Here is an 18,683-nt window from a genome sequence, read left to right on the forward strand (position 1 = left end):
TTGACCGGGTAATGAATTAAGCGCTTTCCGAAACTCGACGACCCGCCGCGTCTTCGCTACACTCGCCGCCGTGTCAAATCCTTGATCGGAGGCGGTCGTGCGCGGGAAAGACCGCAATTACACACTGGATACCATTCCAGGCTCCTGGGGCGGCCTCGGGCATATCGTCCGGCTGTGGCGGGATCCGCTGGGCTTTCTGGAAAGCCTGCCGAAATACGGCGATCTCGTGCGGCTACGGCTGGGCACGGTGCGGGTGTGGATGCTGTGCGACCCCGAGCTGACCCACCACGTGCTGCAGGACGGCCGCACGTTCGACAAGGGCGGCACCTTCGACGAGGCGACCCGGCTGATCGTCCAGGACGGGCTGGTGGTCGCCCCGCACGAGCCGCACAAACGGCAGCGCAGGCTCGTCCAGCCGGTGTTCCACCATCAGCGCCTCGACCAGTACGCCGCGCTGATGGACACCGAGATCCGCGCGGTGTCGGAGTCCTGGTCCGAAGACCGGGTCCTCGACGGCGTCGGCGAGATGCAGCGGCTGGCGATGCGGGTCACCGCGCGCACGATGTTCAGCTCCTCGCTCGGCGAACGGACGGTCGCCCAGGTCCGCGAGGACCTCACGAACATCATGGACGGCGCACGGCACAAGCTGTTCGCGCGCATGTCCGGGCTCGGCTGGGTCCCGACCGCGACCGGGCGGCGCTTCGACGCCTCGATCGCGCGGATGAACCGGACCGTCACCGACCTGATCGCCGACTACCGCCGCAGCGGCCGCGACCACGGCGACATGCTGTCCATGCTGCTGGAGAGCACCGACGAACACGGCGACGCGCTCACCGACGAGGAGGTGCACGCCCAGGTGCTGACGGTGTTCATGGCGGGCACCGAGACCACGGCCAGCCTGCTGGCCTGGGCGCTGCACCTGGTCTCGGGCGACGAGGACCTGCAGGACCGCATCCGCGAGGAGGCGCGTGCGCTGCCCGGCGAGAACATCGGCCTCGCCGACGTCGGCAAGCTCGCCCTGACCCGCCGCGTGCTCACCGAGGCCCTGCGCATGTACCCGCCGGTGTGGATCTTCCACCGGCGGCTGCGCACCGAGTCCAAGGTGCTTGGCCAGCGGCTTCCCGAAGGGTCGAACCTCTTCTACAGCCCGTACGTCATCCACCACCGGCCCGACCTCTACCCCGAACCGCACGAGTTCCGGCCGGACCGCTGGCTGCCCGGCGCGTCCGACCACCTGCCCAAGGGCGGCTACGTGCCCTTCGGCGGCGGCAGCCGCAAGTGCATCGGCGACGAGTTCGCGCACACCGAGTCGGCCATCGCGCTGGCCCGCATCCTCGGCACCTGGCGGCTGCGCCCCGAGCCCGGCGCCGTGGTGCGGCCCGCGGTCAAGGCGTCCCTGCGCCCGGATGCGGTCCGGCTGCGGCTGGGCCGCCACGCGCGCCAAGAGACATGAACCCCGCGCGGGAACCGGAGACGGAGAGCACCATGACCACCACGCCGGAGTCCACCTTTTCCTTGCTGGGGCCGGAATTCCAAGCCGACCCGTACGCCACGACGGCGCGGCTGCGCGAGGCGGGGCCCGCGGTGAAGGGCACCTTCATCGACGGCGAGCCGTGCTGGATGTTCGTCCGGGACGCCGAGGTCCGCACCATCCTCGACGACCCGCGGTTCGTGGTGAACCCGGCGTCGGTGCCCGGCGGCGCGGTGCCCGACCGCCGTGTCGAGGGCATGGTGGCGATCGGCATCGACGAGGAGATCGTCCGCCCGTACCTGAGCGCCAGCATGGCCGAGCTCGACTCGCCGGGCCATCCCCGGCTGCGGAAGCTGGCGTCGCGTGCGTTCACCGCGCGGCGCATCGCGGAACTGCGGCCCCGGATCGAGAAAGCCACCGAGGAACTGCTCGACGCGCTCCCGGAACACGCCGAGAACGGCGTAGTCGACCTCATCGAGCACTTCGCGCACCCGCTGCCGCTGACGGTGATCTGCGACCTGATCGGCGTCCCGGAGGCCGACCGTCCACTGTGGCTCGAATGGAGCCACGCGGCGATGTGGCACGTGAAGCCCGGCGCGATGACGCTCGCCGAGGCGATGCGCGCGATGGTCGGGCAGATCGGGGAGCTCGTCGCGCGGCGCCGGGCCGAGCCCGGCGACGACCTGATCGACGCGCTGATCCGCGCCCAGGACGAGGACGGCGACCGGCTCAGCGACACCGAGCTGGTCATGCTGCTGCTCGACCTCGGTGTCGCCGGGCACGAGACGACGTCGTACCTGATCGGCACCGGCACCGCCGCGCTGCTCACCCATCCCGACCAGCTTTCCCTGCTGCGCTCGGACCTCTCGCTGCTGCCGAAGGCGATCCACGAGCTGATGCGGTGGTGCACGCCGGTCATGCTGACCCGGCCGCGGCACGCCACGGTCGACCTCGACCTCGGCGGGGTGCCGATCGCCGCGGGCGAGCGGGTGATGGCGATCCTGCCCGGCGCCAACCGGGATCCGCGGCGGTTCCCCGAACCGGACCGGCTGGACATCACCCGTACCTACGAGTTCCGCGGCGAGCAGCACGTCGGCTTCAGCCACGGGCCGCACTACTGCCTCGGTGCCGGGCTGGCCAGGGAAGAGGGCGAGGTCGCGTTCGGCGCGCTGCTGCGGAAGTACCCGGACCTCGCGCTCGCCGTCGAGGAGTCCGAACTCGTATGGCAGCAACCACATCCGGGCATGCGCAGGCTGGCCGCGCTGCCGCTGCGCCTGTAACAGCTTGACGAGGGGGGATCTCGTTGACCACACCTGTACCGCTTTCGGCCGCCCAGCGGGAGATCTGGCACGCGAGCCGGGCCGACCCCGGCAACCCGGCCTACCATCTGGGGCTCTACCTCGACCTCGACGGCGCGGTGGACCACGACGTCCTGCGCCGGGCGCTGAACCGTACGCTCGCCGAGGCCGACGGCCTGCGTGTCACCTTCACCGAAACCGGGGACGACGTCCGCCAGGTCGTCCACGAACCGGCGGAGGTCGCGCTGCCGCTCGTCGAATTCGGCGACACGCCCGACCCGGACGCCGCTGCCGACGCGTGGATCAGGGCGCGGCTGGCCGAGCCGTGGAACCTCCACAGTGGACCATTGGCCGATTTCGCGCTGCTCGCCCTTTCCCCGCACCGGTTCCGCTGTTACCTCGGGTTCCACCACATCGTCATCGACGGCTTCGGGCTGAACCTGTTCAGCGAACGGCTCGCCCAGCTGTACACCCGGTTTCTCGCCGGGGAGCCCGCCGGCGAAAGCCCGTTCGGCTCTTTCGGCGATTACCTCGCCGAGGACGCCGCCTACCGGGAGTCGGCCGAGTTCGCCGAGGCCGGGAAGTACTGGGCGGACCGGCTGGCCGGCATCTCCGGGCCGACGTACCTCTCCGCGGGCGGCAGGCTGGCCCACGACGTCGTGCGCCGGACCACGTCGCTGCCGCCGTCGGTGTTCGCGGGGCTGGAGCGGGCCGCGTCGGACGCGGGTACCCGCTGGTTCCGGCTCGTCCTGACGGTGACCGCGGCCTACCTGGCGCGGATGCGCGGAGACGACGACGTGCTGCTGAGCATGGCGGTGGCCGGGCGCGCCACTCCGCTCGGCAGGACGGTGCCCACGATGGCCTCCACCGTGGTGCCGATCCGCGTCGCCGTCGACCCCGGCCGGACCTGGGCCGAGCTCGCCGGCGCGGTGTCGGCCGAGGTGCGCGCCGCCATCGCGGTCCAGCGGTACCGAGGCGAGGACGTCCGCCGTGACCTCGTCCGGCACGGCGGCGGGCCGTTCTTCGGGCCGATCGTCAACTCCGTGCCGTTCCAGGCGCGGTACTCCTTCGCCGGGATCACGGCGGACCTGCGCAACAGCTCGCTGATGCCGGTCGACGACCTGTCGGTGCTCTGCTATCCCACCGCGGACGGCGGCTTGCGGTTCGACACCGACGCCCACCCCGGCCGCTATTCGCGGCACGAACTCGACCGCCACCACGAGCGGCTGCTGCGCACGCTGACTGCCATCGCCGAGCACGGCGCCGGCGGCCGGGTCGGCGACCTGCACCTGGTCGACGACGCCGACCGCGCGCTGCTGGCAGCACGGCACGGCGCGCCCCGGCCGGTGCCGCCGTCGAGCCTGCCGGACCTGTTCGCCGCGCAGGCGGCCGCGACCCCGGGGGAAACCGCCGTCGAGTCGGAGCGGACAACGTTGTCCTACGCGGAACTCGACGCACGGGCCACCCGGCTCGCCCTGCGGCTCGTGGCCGCGGGAGTGCGGCCGGAGACGCCGGTCGCGGTGCTGATGCGGCGGTCGGCCGAGCTGATCGTCGCGGTGCTCGCGGTGGCGAAGGCGGGCGGCACGTACGTCCCGCTCGACCTGCGTTATCCCTTGCCGCGCCTGCGGAGCGTGCTGGCCGACGCACGGACGCCGCTGCTGCTCGTCGACCGGACGACCGCCACACACGAGGTCGTGGCCGAGCACCGCGCGCTGGCCGCGGACACCGACGAGCCGCCTGAGCCGGGAGTCGCCCTCCCGCAAAAGATCGATCCGGACTCGCTGCTCTACGTCATGTACACCTCGGGCTCGTCCGGCGCGCCGAAGGGCGTAGAGGTCACCCACCGCGCCGTGGCCGAGTTCGCTGCGGACAGCACGTGGACCGGGCAGGCGCACCGGCGGATCCTGGTGCACTCCCCGCACGCGTTCGACGCCTCCACCTACGAGATGTGGGTGCCGCTGCTGTCCGGCGGCCGCGCCGTGCTCGCGCCCGGCGACGTCGACGCCGCCCTGCTGCGCCGCTACGCGGGCGGCGGCCGGATCACCGCGGTCTTCCTGACCACCGGGCTGTTCCGGATGCTCGCCGAGGACGACCCCGGCTGCTTCGCCGGGCTCGCCGAGGTGTGGACCGGCGGTGAGGCAGGCTCACCACGCGCGTTCCGCCGGGTGCTCGACAGCTGTCCCGGCACGTCGGTGATCAGCGTGTACGGCCCGACCGAGACCACCACCTTCGCCACCTTTCACCGGCTCGGCCGCGACTACCGGCCGGAGGACGGGGTGCCGATCGGGAAGCCGATGGAGAACACCCGCGGCTACGTACTCGACGAGCGGCTCCGCCTCCTGCCGCCCGGCGCGGTCGGGCAGCTGTATCTCGCGGGCGGCGGGCTCGCGCGCGGCTACACCCGCTCCCCCGGGCTGACCGCCACCCGGTTCGTGCCCGATCCGTCCGGCCCGCCGGGACAACGGATGTACGCCACCGGCGATCTCGTGCGCTGGCGGCCCGACGGCGCGCTGGAGTTCGTCGGCCGGGTGGACCAGCAGGTGAAACTCCGCGGGTTCCGGATCGAACCCGGCGACATCGAGGCCGCGCTGACCGGGCATCCGGAGGTGGCGCAGGCGGCGGTCGTGGTGCGGGAGGACGGCGCCGCGGGCAAGCGGCTGGTGGCCTACGTCGTCCCGCGCGACCGGGAGGCCCCCGCCGCGCTGCCCGGGCACCAGGTCGCCGAATGGCGGGAGATCTACACCTCCGTCTACCGGGACGCGGACCGCGTCCCGCTCGGGGAGAACTTCTCCGGCTGGAACTCCAGCTACGACGGCGCGCCCATCCCGCTCGGCGAGATGACCGAATGGCGGGACACCACGGTGGCCGAAATCGCCGCGCTCGCCCCGCGGCGGGTCCTCGAAATCGGCGTCGGCTCGGGACTGCTGCTGGCGAAACTCGCGCCGCGCTGCGAGGAGTACTGGGGAACGGACTTCTCGGCGGAGGCGATCGACGCGCTGCGCACCCGGCTCGAAACGGAACCGGCGGGCCGGGTCACCCTGCGGCACCAGGCCGCCGACGACTGGACCGGGATCCCGGCGGGTTTCTTCGACACGATCGTCCTCAACTCGGTCGTCCAGTACTTCCCGAACGCGGGCTACCTGACCGAGGTCCTCCGCGCGGCCGTCCGCGTGCTCGCGCCCGGCGGCTCGGTGTACGTCGGCGACGTCCGGGTGCGCGCGCTGAACCGGGTGTTCCGCACCGCGGTGGAACTGCGGTCGGCGCGGGGCCGCGACCGGGTCGCGCTGCGGCGCACCATCGAGCAGAGCCTGTTGCTGGAGAAGGAACTCCTCGTCGATCCGGAGTTCTTCGCCGCGCTCGGCGCCCGGCTCGGCGACGTCGGCGGTTACCGGATCCGGCTCAAGCGGGGCCGCGCGCACAACGAGCTTACGCGCTACCGCTACGCGGCGGTCCTGCACAAGATCCCGCCGGTCGCGCCACCGGCCGAAACCGTGCTGCGCTGGGGCGCCGATGTGTCCACTCTGGACGAACTGAGGCCACCGGAGCACGAACGGCGGGTACGGCTGGAAGGCGTCCCCGACCGTCGCGTGTGGACGGAGATGCGGGCCGAACGGGCCTGGGCGTCGGCCGACGAAACCGGTGCGCTGGACGCGCTGAACACCTCGCCCGGGCCCGAAGTCCCCGATCCGGAGGACGTGTTCGAACACGGTGAACGGCTCGGCTGGCACGTCACGGCGCGCTGGTCGGCAGGCGCGAACGGCCGGACCGACTACGTCTTCACCCGGGGCCCTGCCGCCCCGGACCTCCCGCCGCCCGCGCTCGCGGACGTCCCCCTCTCCTCGTACGCGAACGACCCGGCGCGCTCCCACCAGCTCGGCGCGCTGACCGGGCACCTCGGCCGCTACCTCGCCGAGCGGCTGCCGGACTACATGGTCCCCTCGGCGTTCGTCGTCCTCGACCGGCTCCCGATGGGCGCGCACGGCAAGCTCGACCGGCGGGCGCTGCCCGCCCCCGTCCAGGACGCCGCGGGCGGTTCGCGGCAGCCCGCCACTCCCCGCGAGGAACTGCTCTGCGGGCTGTTCGCCGAGGTGCTCGGCCTGTCCAGGGTCGGCGCCGACGACGGGTTCTTCGACCTGGGTGGGCATTCCCTGCTCGCCACCCGCCTGGTCAGCCGGATCCGCACGGTGCTGGGCGCGGAGATCTCCGTGCGCGACCTGTTCGATCACCCGACCGTGGCGGGCCTCGCCCCCCACCTCGGCGACGAGGTCGCCCGGCCACCGCTGAAGCCGGTCCCCCGCGACGAAACCGTGCCGCTGTCCTTCGCGCAGCAACGGTTGTGGTTCCTGTCGCAGCTGGAAGGCCCGTCGGCGACGTACAACGTCCCGCTCGCCGTGCGGCTGACCGGCCCGCTCGACCGCCAGGCGCTGCGTGCCGCACTGGCCGACGTCGCGGAGCGGCACGAAAGCCTCCGCACGGTCTTCGCGGAGACGTCAGGCGAAGCGACGCAACGGGTCGTGCCGGCAGTCCCGGTGCTCACGGTGCGCGAGGTCGAGGACGTCGCCTCCGCGATCACCGCCGCCGCGAGCCGCGGCTTCGCGCTCGCCACCGAGCTGCCGATCCGCGCCGAACTGCTGGTACGCGGCGAGGAGCAGGTTCTGGTACTGGTGCTGCACCACATCGCCGCCGACGGCTGGTCGCTGACGCCGCTGGCCCGTGACCTCGGCACGGCCTACCGCGCCCGCCTCGACGGCGTCGCGCCGGGCTGGCCGCCGCTGCCCGTGCAGTACGCGGACTACACGCTGTGGCAACGAGAAGTCCTCGGGTCCGAAAAGGACCCCGGCAGCGTTCTCCACCACCAGCTGGCGTACTGGACGGACCGGCTCGCCGGTCTCCCCGACCACATCGACCTGCCGGCCGACCGGCCGCGGCAGGCCACCGCGTCGTATGCGGGCGACACCGTCCACTTCGGACTCGACGCCGAGCTGCACCGCGCACTGCGTACCCTCGCCCGCCGCCACGACGCGACGCTGTTCATGGTGCTGCAAGCGGGGTTCGCCGCGCTGCTGACCCGTCTCGGCGCGGGCACCGACATCCCGATCGGCACGCCGGTCGCCGGCCGCACCGACGACGCGCTCGACGCGCTGGTCGGGTTCTTCGTCAACACCCTCGTCCTGCGGACGGACACCTCGGGCGACCCGTCGTTCACCGAACTGCTGGCCAGGGCAAGGGAAACCGGCCTCGCCGCCTACGCCCACCAGGACCTCCCGTTCGAGTACCTGGTGGAGAAGCTCAACCCGCGGCGCTCACCCGCGCACCACCCGCTGTTCCAGGTTTCGCTCGCGCTGCAGAACAACGAGGAGGCCCGCTTCGACTTCCCCGGAACGGAAAGCAGCGCCGCGTTCGCTCCCGCCGCCGTGTCGCGGTTCGACCTGTTCGTCAACCTCACCGAGACGTTCGACGCGGCGGGCGCGCCGGCCGGGATCTCCGGCTTCGCCGAATACGCGACCGCACTGTTCGACCGCGAAACCGTCGAGGGGCTCACCGCCCGCTGGCACCGGCTGCTGCGTGACCTCGTGGACCATCCCGACCGCCCGATCGGCCGGGCCGCGCTCCTCACCCGCGCCGAACACCACCGGCTGCTGACCAGCCCCGCGACGTCGCCAGGCGGCCTTTCGCTGGCCGAGGTGTTCGAGGAGCACGCACAGCGCACTCCGGACGCCGACGCCGTCGTGTCCGAAGACGGCACCCTGTCCTACCGCGCGCTCGACGCGCGGGCGAACCACGTCGCGCGGGAACTGGCCGCGCTCGGAGTCGGCCCGGAACACCGTGTCGGCGTCCTGATGCCCCTCTCGGCCGATCTGGTCGCCGTCGTGCTCGGGGTGCTGAAGGCGGGCGGCGCGTACGTCCCGGTCGCCCCGGAACATCCCGACGCGCGGCTGCGGCACCTCCTCGCGGATTCCGGGGTCTCGGCGATCGTCGCCCCGGCGGGGGAAACCGGCCGGGCACGGCGGCTGGCTCCGTCCGCCGCGGTGTGGGCCCTCGAAATCCCCGACCAGCCCACCGCGGCGGGACTCCCGTCGCGGGTCACCGGCGACAACACGGCCTACGTGCTCTACACCTCCGGCTCCACCGGCGTGCCCAAGGGCGTCGTCGTGCCTCAGCGCGCCGTCACGAGCCTCGCGCGGGACACGTGCTGGGGCGACGCGCATCGCCGGGTCCTCCTGCACTCACCGCAGATGTTCGACGCGACGACGTACGAACTGTGGGTGCCGCTGCTCCGCGGTGGCACGGTTGTCGTCGGCAGGCGGGGGCCGCTGGACACCACCGTGCTCGCCGAGGACATCGCCGGGCACGGGGTGACCGCGCTGTGGCTGACCGCGGGCCTGTTCGGCCTGATGAGCGAGGAACGGCCGGACTGCTTCGCGAACGTCGCTCAGGTGTGGACCGGTGGCGACGTCGTCCCGGCGGCGGCCGTACGCCGGGTGCTCGCGGCACATCCCGGGCTGACCGTCGTCAACGGGTACGGACCCACCGAGACGACGGTGTTCGCGACGCGGCATTTCGTGCGCCGCCCACCGGAACACGGCGTCCCGATCGGCGGCCCGATGGACGACACCGGCCTGCGGGTGCTCGACGCCCGGCTGGAGCCGGTGCCACCGGGGGTACCCGGGGAGCTGTACGTCAGCGGTCACGGCCTCGCCCGCGGATACGCCGGGCAGCCGGGTGTGAGCGCGTCGCGGTTCGTCGCGGATCCCTTCGGGCCGCCCGGTTCCCGCATGTACCGGACCGGCGACGTGGTGCGCTGGAACCGGGCGGGCGAGCTGGAGTTCGCGGGCCGGGCCGACGATCAGGTCAAGATCCGCGGGTTCCGCGTCGAACCCGGCGAGGCGGAAGCGGTGCTGGCCACCGCGCCCGGGGTGGCCCAGGCCGCCGTCGTGGTGCGCGAGGACACGACCGGACGGCGTCTCGCCGGCTACCTGGTGCCCGAAGCCGGCCACGCCGCCGACCTCGCGAGCCTGCGTTCCCACCTGGCCGACCGGCTGCCCGAGTACCTCGTGCCCTCGGCGCTGGTCGTGCTGGACCGGCTGCCGCTCACCGCCAATGGGAAGCTCGACCGGCCAGCGCTGCCCGCCCCGGAGTCCACTTCGGACAGTGGGCACGGGCCGGACGGCGAGCGCGAGGCACTGCTGTGCGGGCTGTTCGCCGAGGTACTCGACCGGCCGCGGGTCGGCGTCGACGAGGATTTCTTCGACCTGGGCGGGCATTCGCTGCTCGCCACCCGCCTGGTCGGCCGGATCCGCGCTGCGCTGGACGTCGAACTGCCCGTCCGCGCGCTGTTCGACGCCCCGACGGTGGCGGGTCTCGTCCGGCATCTCGACCACGACCGGCCCGCCCGGCCGCCGCTGGCCCCGCGACACCGGCCCGAACCGCTCCCGCTGTCGTTCGCCCAGCGCCGCCTGTGGTTCCTCACCCGGTTGGAAGGGCCTTCGGCGACGTACAACATCCCGCTCGCGGTCCGGTTGCTCGGGCCGCTCGACGTCCCGGCCCTGCGGCGGGCCGTGGCCGACGTCGCCGGGCGCCACGAGGCGCTCCGCACGATGTTCCCCGAGGTGGACGGGGAACCACGGCAGCTGATCGCCGACGCCGTCCCGGTCCTGACGGTCCGGGACGCCACCGGGTCCGCTCCGGGCACCGTGGAAGCACTGGTCGAGTCGGCCGCGCACCACGAGTTCGACCTCGCGAACCAGCTGCCGGTCCGCGCCGAACTCCTGGCGAGCGGCCCCGGGGAGCACATCCTCGTCCTGGTGCTGCACCACATCGCCGCCGACGGCTGGTCACTGGCCCCGCTCGCTCGTGACCTCGGCACCGCCTACGCGGCCCGCCGCGACGGCGCCGCTCCCGGCTGGGCACCGCTGCCGGTCCAGTACGCCGACTACACGCTCTGGCACCAGGAAGCCCTCGGCTCCGGCGACGATCCGGAAAGCCCGCTGTACCGGCAACTCGAGTACTGGACGGGGCAGCTGGCGGGTCTCCCCGACCGGATCGGCCTGCCTGCCGACCGGCCGCGCCCGGCCATCGCCTCGTACGCCGGCGACACCGTCCACTTCGGACTCGACGCCGAGCTGCACCGCGCACTGCTCGCTCTCGCGCGAAGGCATGACGTGACGTTGTTCATGGTGCTGCACGCGAGCCTCGCCGCACTGCTCACCCGCCTCGGCGCGGGCACCGACATCGCCGTCGGCTCCCCCGTCGCCGGTCGCGTCGAGCACCGGCTCGACGACCTCGTCGGCCTGTTCGTCAACACACTGGTGATCCGCACCGACACCAGCGGCGACCCCAGTTTCGCCGAACTGCTCGCGCAAGTGCGAGAGACCAGCCTCGCCGCGTACGCACACCAGGACGTCCCGTTCGAATACCTCGTCGAGCGGCTGAACCCGCAACGGTCGACGGCGCACCATCCGGTGTTCCAGATCGCATTCGCGTTGCAGAACACCGAGGGCGCGCGGTTCGCGTTCCCCGGGCTGGAAAGCCGTCTCGACTTCACCACGCCCGCCGTCGCCCGGCTCGACCTGTTCCTGAGCCTGACCGAGACCCACGACGAATCCGGTGTGCCGGCAGGCATGACCGGCCTGATCGAGTACGCCACCGACCTGTTCGACCCGGCGACCGTCAGCGCGCTGGCAACCCGCTGGACGGCCGTTCTCCGTGCCATGACGGAGAATCCCGCCCAGCCGATCGCCGTTGACCTGCTGACGCCGGAGGACAGGGAAGCCATGGCGGCCCGCTGGCGTGAACGCGCTTCGCACGCCACGCCGTCGACGGTGCCCGAGCTGTTCGAGGCACAGGTGGCCCGCACCCCCGACGGGATCGCGCTGGTCGACGGCGCGGTGGAGTGGACTTACGCCGAGCTCGACGCGCGGGCGGAACGCCTGGCGGAACGGCTCGCGGCGCGCGGCGTCGGCCCGGAGCGGATCGCCGGGATCGCGCTGCCCCGCTCGGCCGAGCTGATCGCCGCGTTCCTCGGCACGGTCAAGGCGGGCGGGGCGTACCTGCCGATCGATCCGTCCTATCCGGACGAACGGCTGGCCTACCTGCTCGCCGACGCGGCCCCGGCGCTGGTCGTGACCACCACGGATCTCGCCGGCCGCCTGCCTGACGACGTTCCCGTCCTCCTGCTGGACGCCGAGGACGGCGAACCCGGTGCGCCACCCCAGCGTCCGTCGCCGCTCAACCTCGCGTACGTCGTGTACACCTCCGGCTCCACCGGCCGCCCCAAAGGCGTGCCGCTGAGCTACGAAGGCATCCCGGACCTGCTCGCGGAACTCCGGGAAACCCTCGCCGTCGAGCCGGGGCACCGGGTCCTGCAACTCGTTTCGCCGAGCTTCGACGCCTCGCTGTGGGACATCCTCGGCGCGCTGCTGTGCGGCGGGACGCTCGTGCTCGCTCCGCCACGGGCAATCACCGGCGACGAACTGGCGCGGTTCGCGGAACAGCATCGCCTGACCCACCTGACGCTGCCGCCCGCGGTGCTGTCCGGGCTGCGGCCGGGCAGCCTGCCCGAAGGCACGACGCTGACGGTGAGCGGCGACGTCTGCACGCCGCGGCTGGCGGCGGACTGGTCCGGCGGCCACCGGTTCTTCAACGGGTACGGGCCGACGGAGGTCACCATCGGCGCCACCACGTTCCGCTGTCATCCGGACGACGCGCGCGGTGTCGTCCCGATCGGGCGGCCGTTCCGCGGCCAGCGCGTCCACGTGCTCGACGAGCGGCTGCGTCCGGTCCCGCCCGGCGTGATCGGCGAACTGTACGTCGCGGGCAGCGGCCTCGCGCGTGGCTACCTCGGCAGGCCGGCGGCCAGCGCGTCGCGGTTCGTGGCGGACCCCTTCGGCGAGCCCGGCACGCGGATGTACCGCACCGGTGACCTCGGCCGCTGGACCGCCCGCGGCCTGCTGGAGTTCGCCGGGCGCGCCGACAACCAGGTCAAGTTCCGGGGATTCCGGGTCGAACTCGGCGAGATCGAGTCCGTGCTGTCCGGGCATCCCGGCGTCACGCAGACGGCCGTGGTGGTCCGCGAGGACACCCCGGGCGCGGCCCGCCTCGTCGCGTACTTCGTACCGTCGGGCCCGGACAGCGCCGTGGACGGTGCCGCGCTGCGCGAACTGGCCGCCACACGGCTGCCGGAATACATGATCCCGGCGGCGTTCGTCGCGCTCGACCGGCTACCGCTGACGACGAACGGCAAGCTCGACCACCGGGCGCTGCCCGTCCCTGCCGTGTCCGTCACCGGCCGGGCGCCGCGAACGCCGCGCGAAGATGTCCTTTGTGGACTGTTCGCCGAGGTTCTCGGTGTCGGCGGCGTCGGCGCCGACGACAGTTTCTTCGACCTCGGCGGCCATTCGCTGCTGGTGACGAAGCTGGCGGAGCGGATCCGCGCGGTGCTCGGCGTCGAACTCCCGGTGCAGGCTCTCTTCGAGGCGCCGACCGTCGCCGCGCTGGCCGAGCGGCTCGACGGCGGCGATTTCAGCGCCGGCGCGCTCGGCACGCTGCTGCCGCTGCGCACCGGCGGGCAGCACGCGCCGTTGTTCTGCGTTCCCCCGGTGACCGGGCTGAGCTGGACCTACGCCGGGCTGCTCCGGTATCTCGGCCCGGACTTCCCGGTGTACGGGCTGCAGACACGCGGCCTGACCGACTCCGCGGAACTCCCGGCCTCGGTCGAGCAGCTCGTCGGCCAGTACGCCGACGAGGTCACCAGGGTCCAGCCCGATGGCGCGTTCCAGCTCCTCGGCTGGTCGTTCGGCGGCATGATCGCGCACGCGCTGGCCGCCGAGCTGCGGCGCCGCGGCCGCGAGGTCGCGCTGCTCGTCCTGCTCGACACGACCCCGGCGGAACCGGCGCTGTGGGCGGCGACAGGGCAGAGCGCCGAGGTACCGGACGAACTCGCCCACGTCCAGCTGCTCGAGGCGCTCGGCGTCGCCGTCCCGCCCGGGGAACGGAACGGGCTCACCCGCGAGCGGTTCCTGGAGCTGGCCGGGACGAGCGGCACCGTGCTCGCGAGCCTGGCCGGGGAACAACTGCTGCGGATGATCCGCGTGATGCGCGCCAACCGGCGGATCATCACCGAGTTCACCCACGAACGGGTGAATGTCACCACGCTGCACTTCCTCGCCGCCGACGAGCCGTCCGGCCCGCTCGACCCCGGTGTCTGGCGGCCCTATCTCGAGGAGGAAGCCGAATCGTACGAGGTCGCGGCGGATCACCTGGGGATGACCTCGCCGGCGGCGCTGCGCGAGATCGGCCCGGTGCTGGAACGCGCGCTGCGCGAGATCGCCGCCGCTCCCGGGAAGACCCGCATGCCCACTTCACAGCGATTGTGAATAATTCCGGTGAGATGCCGTCGGGGCGAAGGGGAATCGGGGAGTGTTCGCTTACCTTTCCGGGGTGGTGCTGTTCGCACTCGGGGTTTGTGTCTCGGTGGCGTTGCATGAGGCGGGGCATATGGTGTCGGCGCGGGTGTTCGGGATGCGGGTGCGCCGGTTTTTCGTGGGGTATGGGCCGACGGTGTTTTCGTTCCGGCGAGGTGGGACGGAGTATGGGCTGAAGTGGATTCCGCTGGGTGGGTTTTGTGACATCGCGGGGATGACGGCGTTGGATGAGGTGACGCCGGAGGAGTCGCCGAGGGCGATGTGGCGGTTCAAGACCTGGAAGCGCACGGTGGTGATGTCGGCCGGGTCGATCACGCACTTCATCCTGGGTTTCGTGGTGCTGTACCTGATGGCCGTCACCATGGGCCTGCCCAACCTCACCGGGAAACCGGAGATCACGGCCGTGGCCCCCTGCGTGCGAGACGCCACCACCGCCGAGGCGGTGAGCAACCCGGTCTGCAGGCCCGGTGACGCGGCCCCGGCCAGGGCGGCCGGGCTGCGCGAGGGAGACGTCGTCCGGTCGGTCGGCGGGGCCACCACCACGACCTACCCCGAGGTCATCGCCGCACTCCAGCGGTCGGCGGGCCCGACGGCCATCGAGGTCGAGCGCGACGGCAGGCTGCTGCCGCTCGTCGTGGACGTCCCCCGCGTCGAGCGCCCGGTCGTCGCGGCGAAGGCGCCGAAGAACGCGCCGCCGGAGATCGTCAAGACCGGCTCGATCGGCGTGACCTTCCCGAAGATGCTCCACTACGGCGCAGGCGCCGGCGTCGGCGGCGCGCTCTCGTTCACCGGCGAGATGTTCGCGCAGACCTGGCAGCGGATCGTCGAGTTCCCGCAGCGGCTGCCCGCCGTGTTCACCGCGATCTTCGGCGGCGAGCGCGATCCGAACACCCCGGTCAGCGTCGTCGGTGCGAGCAGGCTCGGCGGCGAGGCTGTCGAGCAGGGCCTGTGGCCGGTGTTTCTGTTGCTGCTGGCCAGCCTCAACTTCTTCATGGGCATGTTCAACCTGCTGCCGCTGCTGCCGATGGACGGCGGGCACATCGCGGTGGTCTGGTACGAACACCTCCGCGATCGGGTGCGGAAACTGCGCGGCCGGGCCGCGGGAGGACCGGTGGACTACGGGAAACTCTCCGCGGTCACCGTCGTGCTCGTGCTGCTCGGCGGCGCGGTGCTGCTGCTGACCGTGACAGCCGACATCGTGAACCCCGTCCGGCTCTCCTAGCACCGCTCCGCGAGGCGTGGGAACAACACTTCCGCGCTGCCGCGGTCGATCGCTGCGGCCTGGCCATCGGCGAAATCGGCGTAGGTCTCCAGGAAGTGGTTGTAGTAGCCGCCCGCTTCCTCCGGAGCGAAGGGCCAGTCACTGCCGTAGAGGACGTGCCCGGGTTCGGCGAAGGCGAGCAGCGCGGGCAGCGCGCTGGGGCTCGCCGACAGCGCGGTGTCGAAGTAGAACCGCTTGAGATCACGGAGAATGTCGTCGGCGTCGCGATCCGGATCGACGACCGTGGCGGTCAGGCCAGAGAACCGGTATGCCGCGTAAGGCAGGAATCCCCCGCCGTGGGACGGGATCACCTTGACGTCCGGGTACCTGCGCGGCACGCCGGCCAGCACCAGGTTCACCGCGGTGCGCGTCGTGTCGAAGGCGTAGTCGACCAACGGTGCCGGAGTTCCGGGCAACAGATCCATCGGAGACTGCGCGGGGTGGACGAACACGACGGCCGCGCGCCGGTCGAATTCCGCCCACAACGGTTCGAAGTCCGGGTCGCCGAGATAACGCCCGTGGGCGTTGGACATCAGCACCACGCCGTCGGCACCCAGGACGTCCAGCGCGTAGGCGGCCTCTTCGAGAGCGCCGTCGACATCTGGCAGCGGCACGGAGGCAAAGGAGCCGAACCGGCCGGGGCGGTCCTTCACCATTTCGGCGCCGTATTCGTTGACGGCCCTTGCCAGGTCCCGTGCCCCGCGGTCGTGCTCTCGATCGAGGTGGACGCCCGGCGCGGTGACCGAGAGGACACCGGTGGCGATGTGCTGCCGGTCCATCATCGCGATCGCTTCGCCCGCGTGCCAAGGCGGAATGGCCCAGCCGCCGGACGTCAGGCCGCGCGAGTCCAGAACGCGTGCCCAGGCCGGGGGAACGATGTGCTGATGGACGTCGATGCGCGACGACATGATCATTGCCTACCCAAAAGTTAGCTTGCCAAATATTGCACATGCTAGGCTAACACTCATGCGAACCACGGGCATCGAGGAACTGGCGCAGGCCGCCGACCGGCTGTTCTACGCGATGCGGCGATCCAGGGCCTCGACCGTCGGCCAAGCCGGCGACGGGCTGTCCCTGGCCCAGCTGGCCCTGCTCGACCCGCTGACCGAAGCACCGGACGAGCTGGGCCTGCCGGTCGGCAGGCTCGCCTCCGCCGCCGAAGTCAGCGTGTCGACCGCCACCCGCATGCTCAAACAGCTCGAAACCAAGGGCGTGGTCGCCCGGCGCCGCTCCCCCGACGACGAACGTCAGGTGCTGATCAGCCTCACCGAGAACGGCGCCCGCCGCCTCGGCGCGATGCGCGACAGCCTGCGTGAACGGCAAGGCCGCGCGCTGAGCCAGTTCACCGCGGCGGAACGGCGCGAACTCACCGCGCAACTGCACCGGCTGGCCGATGTCATTCAGTCGAACCGCCCCTGAAGGTCCCGCTCACCGTCGTCTACCGTGACGAACGGACCGGGCGCGGCGATACGTCGAACGACCGAACGCAGGTCGACGGCGATCGGACAGTGGGCAGATCGCCACGGTCGGAGACGAAAGCGGGGTGACCGGTGAAGGAACGCGAGTTGCGGCGCCGCTGCAGGAAGCTGCTGAACGAACTGGATATCCAGCCACCGCTCGACGTCCTCGAACTGTGCCGCAAGGTCGGCGACCAGCGAGGCCGCCCGATCCGCCTGATCGCGCACCGGATCCCGGTACCGGGACCGTTCGGCGCCTGGATCGCCACCGGCAAGGCCGACTACATCGTGTACCAGCAGGACACGAGCAAGGCCCACCAGTGCCACATCATCCTGCACGAACTGGGCCACATGCTGGCCGGGCACAGCACCACCGCGGAGGACGACAGCCTGGTCGCCGAGCTGACCCCGGACGTCGCCCCGCCCGGTGACCTGCGCGAACGCTACCCGGACCTGGAACCGGAGTCGGTCCGGCGTGCCCTGCGGCGCACCTCCTACGACACCGACCACGAGCGGGAGGCCGAGACGGTCGCCACGATCATCCTCGAGTGGGCGTCCGTGCTGGACCGCGTCGCGCCGAAGTCCTCGGACGAGACCACCGCGCAGCGGATGGAGACCGCTCTGGGCGAAAGGCTGGGCTGGCTGTGAACGCCCACATCACGCTGACCGTGATCCAAGGGGTGATTCTCTACCCCGCCCTGCTGTGGAAGATCTACCAGCTCACCCGGGCGCCGAAGGACGTAGCGCGCTGGATGGTCACCGCCTGCCTGGCCTGCTTCGCTGCCTCCTACCCGTTCGGGCTCATGGCGGGCAACGTGAACCAGCCGGATCCCGGGCCGATCGTGCCGCTGCTGTTCCAGCACATCCTGCTCTGCGGACTGGTCTACACCCTGGCCTGTTTTTTCCTGTTCTCGGCGCGTCCGGCCGCCCAGGCGAAGCGGCGAGCCTGGCTGGAGGCGATCCCGCTGGGCGCCGCGATCCTGGTGATGGCGGCCGTCACGCTGCTCATGCCCGACGTCCCGCCGGGGCAATACCCTCTCGCCGGCGTCTCGGTCTTCTACCTCGCCGCCGATCTGTACCTCACCTACGGCATCGCGAGCGCGTGCTTCTTCGCACGACGTTACGCGCGGGGCGCTTCGCCCCGGCTGGCCCGCGGCCTGCTGGTGGCGTCCGTGGGTTTCGCCATCGGCGCGCTGGGCGGGGCGACGCTGATCGCGGTGGTGCTCGTGCACTGGGCGGGTGCGACGATCCCCTGGCTGCTGGTGCAGGCCACGGTCTTCCTGGTGTTCCCGAGCGCGATCCTGCTCGTCGTCGGGCTGTCCTACCCCGGTGTCGCCACCCGGGTGGCCGCGGCCAGGGTGTGGTGGCAGCACCTGCGGATGTACCATCGCCTTGGTCCACTGTGGACACGACTGCACGAGGCGTTCCCGGAGGACGCGCTGAGCCGGGTGCGAGTCGCCCCGTGGCGGGACGCGCTGAGCCTTCGCGGCGTGCATCGCCGGTACTACCGGCGGGTCATCGAATGCCGGGACGGGCTGGTCCGGATCAGCCCGTACCTCGCCCCTCTCGGCGACGACGGCTCACTGGCCAACAGGCTCACCGAAGCGCTGCGCGCCCACGCCCGCCGCGAAGCGGTGCCGCAGGAGGGAATGCCCGTCGCCTTGCCCGACGGCGACGGCCTGGACGACGACGTCCGCGAACTGGTCACACTCTCCGAGTCGCTGAAGGCCGTTCCCGCCTGAGCGGGAGGTGTCAGAGTCCTTTCATCCAACG

The 18,683-nt window shown here is 71.9% G+C and carries 8 protein-coding genes; 7 read left to right on the forward strand and 1 reads right to left on the reverse strand.

Annotated features, from left to right (window positions below):
- Positions 1 to 97: 97 nt before the first annotated feature.
- Genes ACFW0G_RS22385 through ACFW0G_RS22400 form a run of 4 tightly spaced genes read left to right on the forward strand, consistent with a single transcriptional unit; the run spans position 98 to position 15,414 of the window.
- Positions 98 to 1,453, forward strand: a complete 1,356-nt coding sequence (locus ACFW0G_RS22385; protein ID WP_378327297.1) for a cytochrome P450 — start codon at positions 98 to 100, stop codon at positions 1,451 to 1,453.
- 32 nt (positions 1,454 to 1,485) lie between these two features.
- Complete coding sequence (locus tag ACFW0G_RS22390; protein WP_378327298.1) at positions 1,486 to 2,751, forward strand: cytochrome P450; 1,266 nt, start codon at positions 1,486 to 1,488, stop codon at positions 2,749 to 2,751.
- Between the two features lie 23 nt (positions 2,752 to 2,774).
- Entirely contained in the window at positions 2,775 to 14,144 is an 11,370-nt protein-coding gene (locus tag ACFW0G_RS22395) for an amino acid adenylation domain-containing protein (protein ID WP_378327299.1), read from the forward strand.
- A gap of 43 nt (positions 14,145 to 14,187) precedes the next feature.
- Positions 14,188 to 15,414, forward strand: a complete 1,227-nt coding sequence (locus ACFW0G_RS22400; RefSeq protein WP_378327300.1) for a M50 family metallopeptidase — start codon at positions 14,188 to 14,190, stop codon at positions 15,412 to 15,414.
- Here ACFW0G_RS22400 and ACFW0G_RS22405 read toward each other — a convergent pair.
- The gene (locus ACFW0G_RS22405) at positions 15,411 to 16,361 is read right to left on the reverse strand and encodes an amidohydrolase family protein (protein ID WP_378327301.1); all 951 of its coding nucleotides are present in this window, start codon (positions 16,359 to 16,361) and stop codon (positions 15,411 to 15,413) included. The genes ACFW0G_RS22400 and ACFW0G_RS22405 overlap by 4 nt on opposite strands.
- Before the next feature lie 58 nt (positions 16,362 to 16,419).
- Between ACFW0G_RS22405 and ACFW0G_RS22410 the strand changes: the two genes are divergently transcribed.
- The 3 genes from ACFW0G_RS22410 to ACFW0G_RS22420 all read left to right on the forward strand — a co-directional run bounded on the left by ACFW0G_RS22410 (position 16,420) and on the right by ACFW0G_RS22420 (position 18,652).
- Entirely contained in the window at positions 16,420 to 16,872 is a 453-nt protein-coding gene (locus tag ACFW0G_RS22410; RefSeq protein ID WP_378327302.1) for a MarR family winged helix-turn-helix transcriptional regulator, read from the forward strand.
- A gap of 131 nt (positions 16,873 to 17,003) precedes the next feature.
- Complete coding sequence (locus tag ACFW0G_RS22415) at positions 17,004 to 17,558, forward strand: hypothetical protein (protein WP_378327303.1); 555 nt, start codon at positions 17,004 to 17,006, stop codon at positions 17,556 to 17,558.
- Entirely contained in the window at positions 17,555 to 18,652 is a 1,098-nt protein-coding gene (locus tag ACFW0G_RS22420) for an MAB_1171c family putative transporter (protein WP_378327304.1), read from the forward strand. The genes ACFW0G_RS22415 and ACFW0G_RS22420 overlap by 4 nt, the downstream gene beginning before the upstream one ends.
- Positions 18,653 to 18,683: the final 31 nt, after the last annotated feature.

This window comes from Amycolatopsis sp. NPDC058986 (genome assembly GCF_042741125.1).
Classification (GTDB): Bacteria; Actinomycetota; Actinomycetes; order Mycobacteriales; family Pseudonocardiaceae; genus Amycolatopsis.

What these genes read in the sequence shown, in the direction of transcription:
- ACFW0G_RS22390 (WP_378327298.1), top strand. Translation starts at nt 1,486, where the DNA reads ATGACCACCACGCCGGAGTCCACCTTTTCCTTGCTGGGGCCGGAATTC.
- ACFW0G_RS22405 (WP_378327301.1), bottom strand. Translation starts at nt 16,361, where the DNA reads ATGTCGTCGCGCATCGACGTCCATCAGCACATCGTTCCCCCGGCCTGG.
- ACFW0G_RS22410 (WP_378327302.1), top strand. Translation starts at nt 16,420, where the DNA reads ATGCGAACCACGGGCATCGAGGAACTGGCGCAGGCCGCCGACCGGCTG.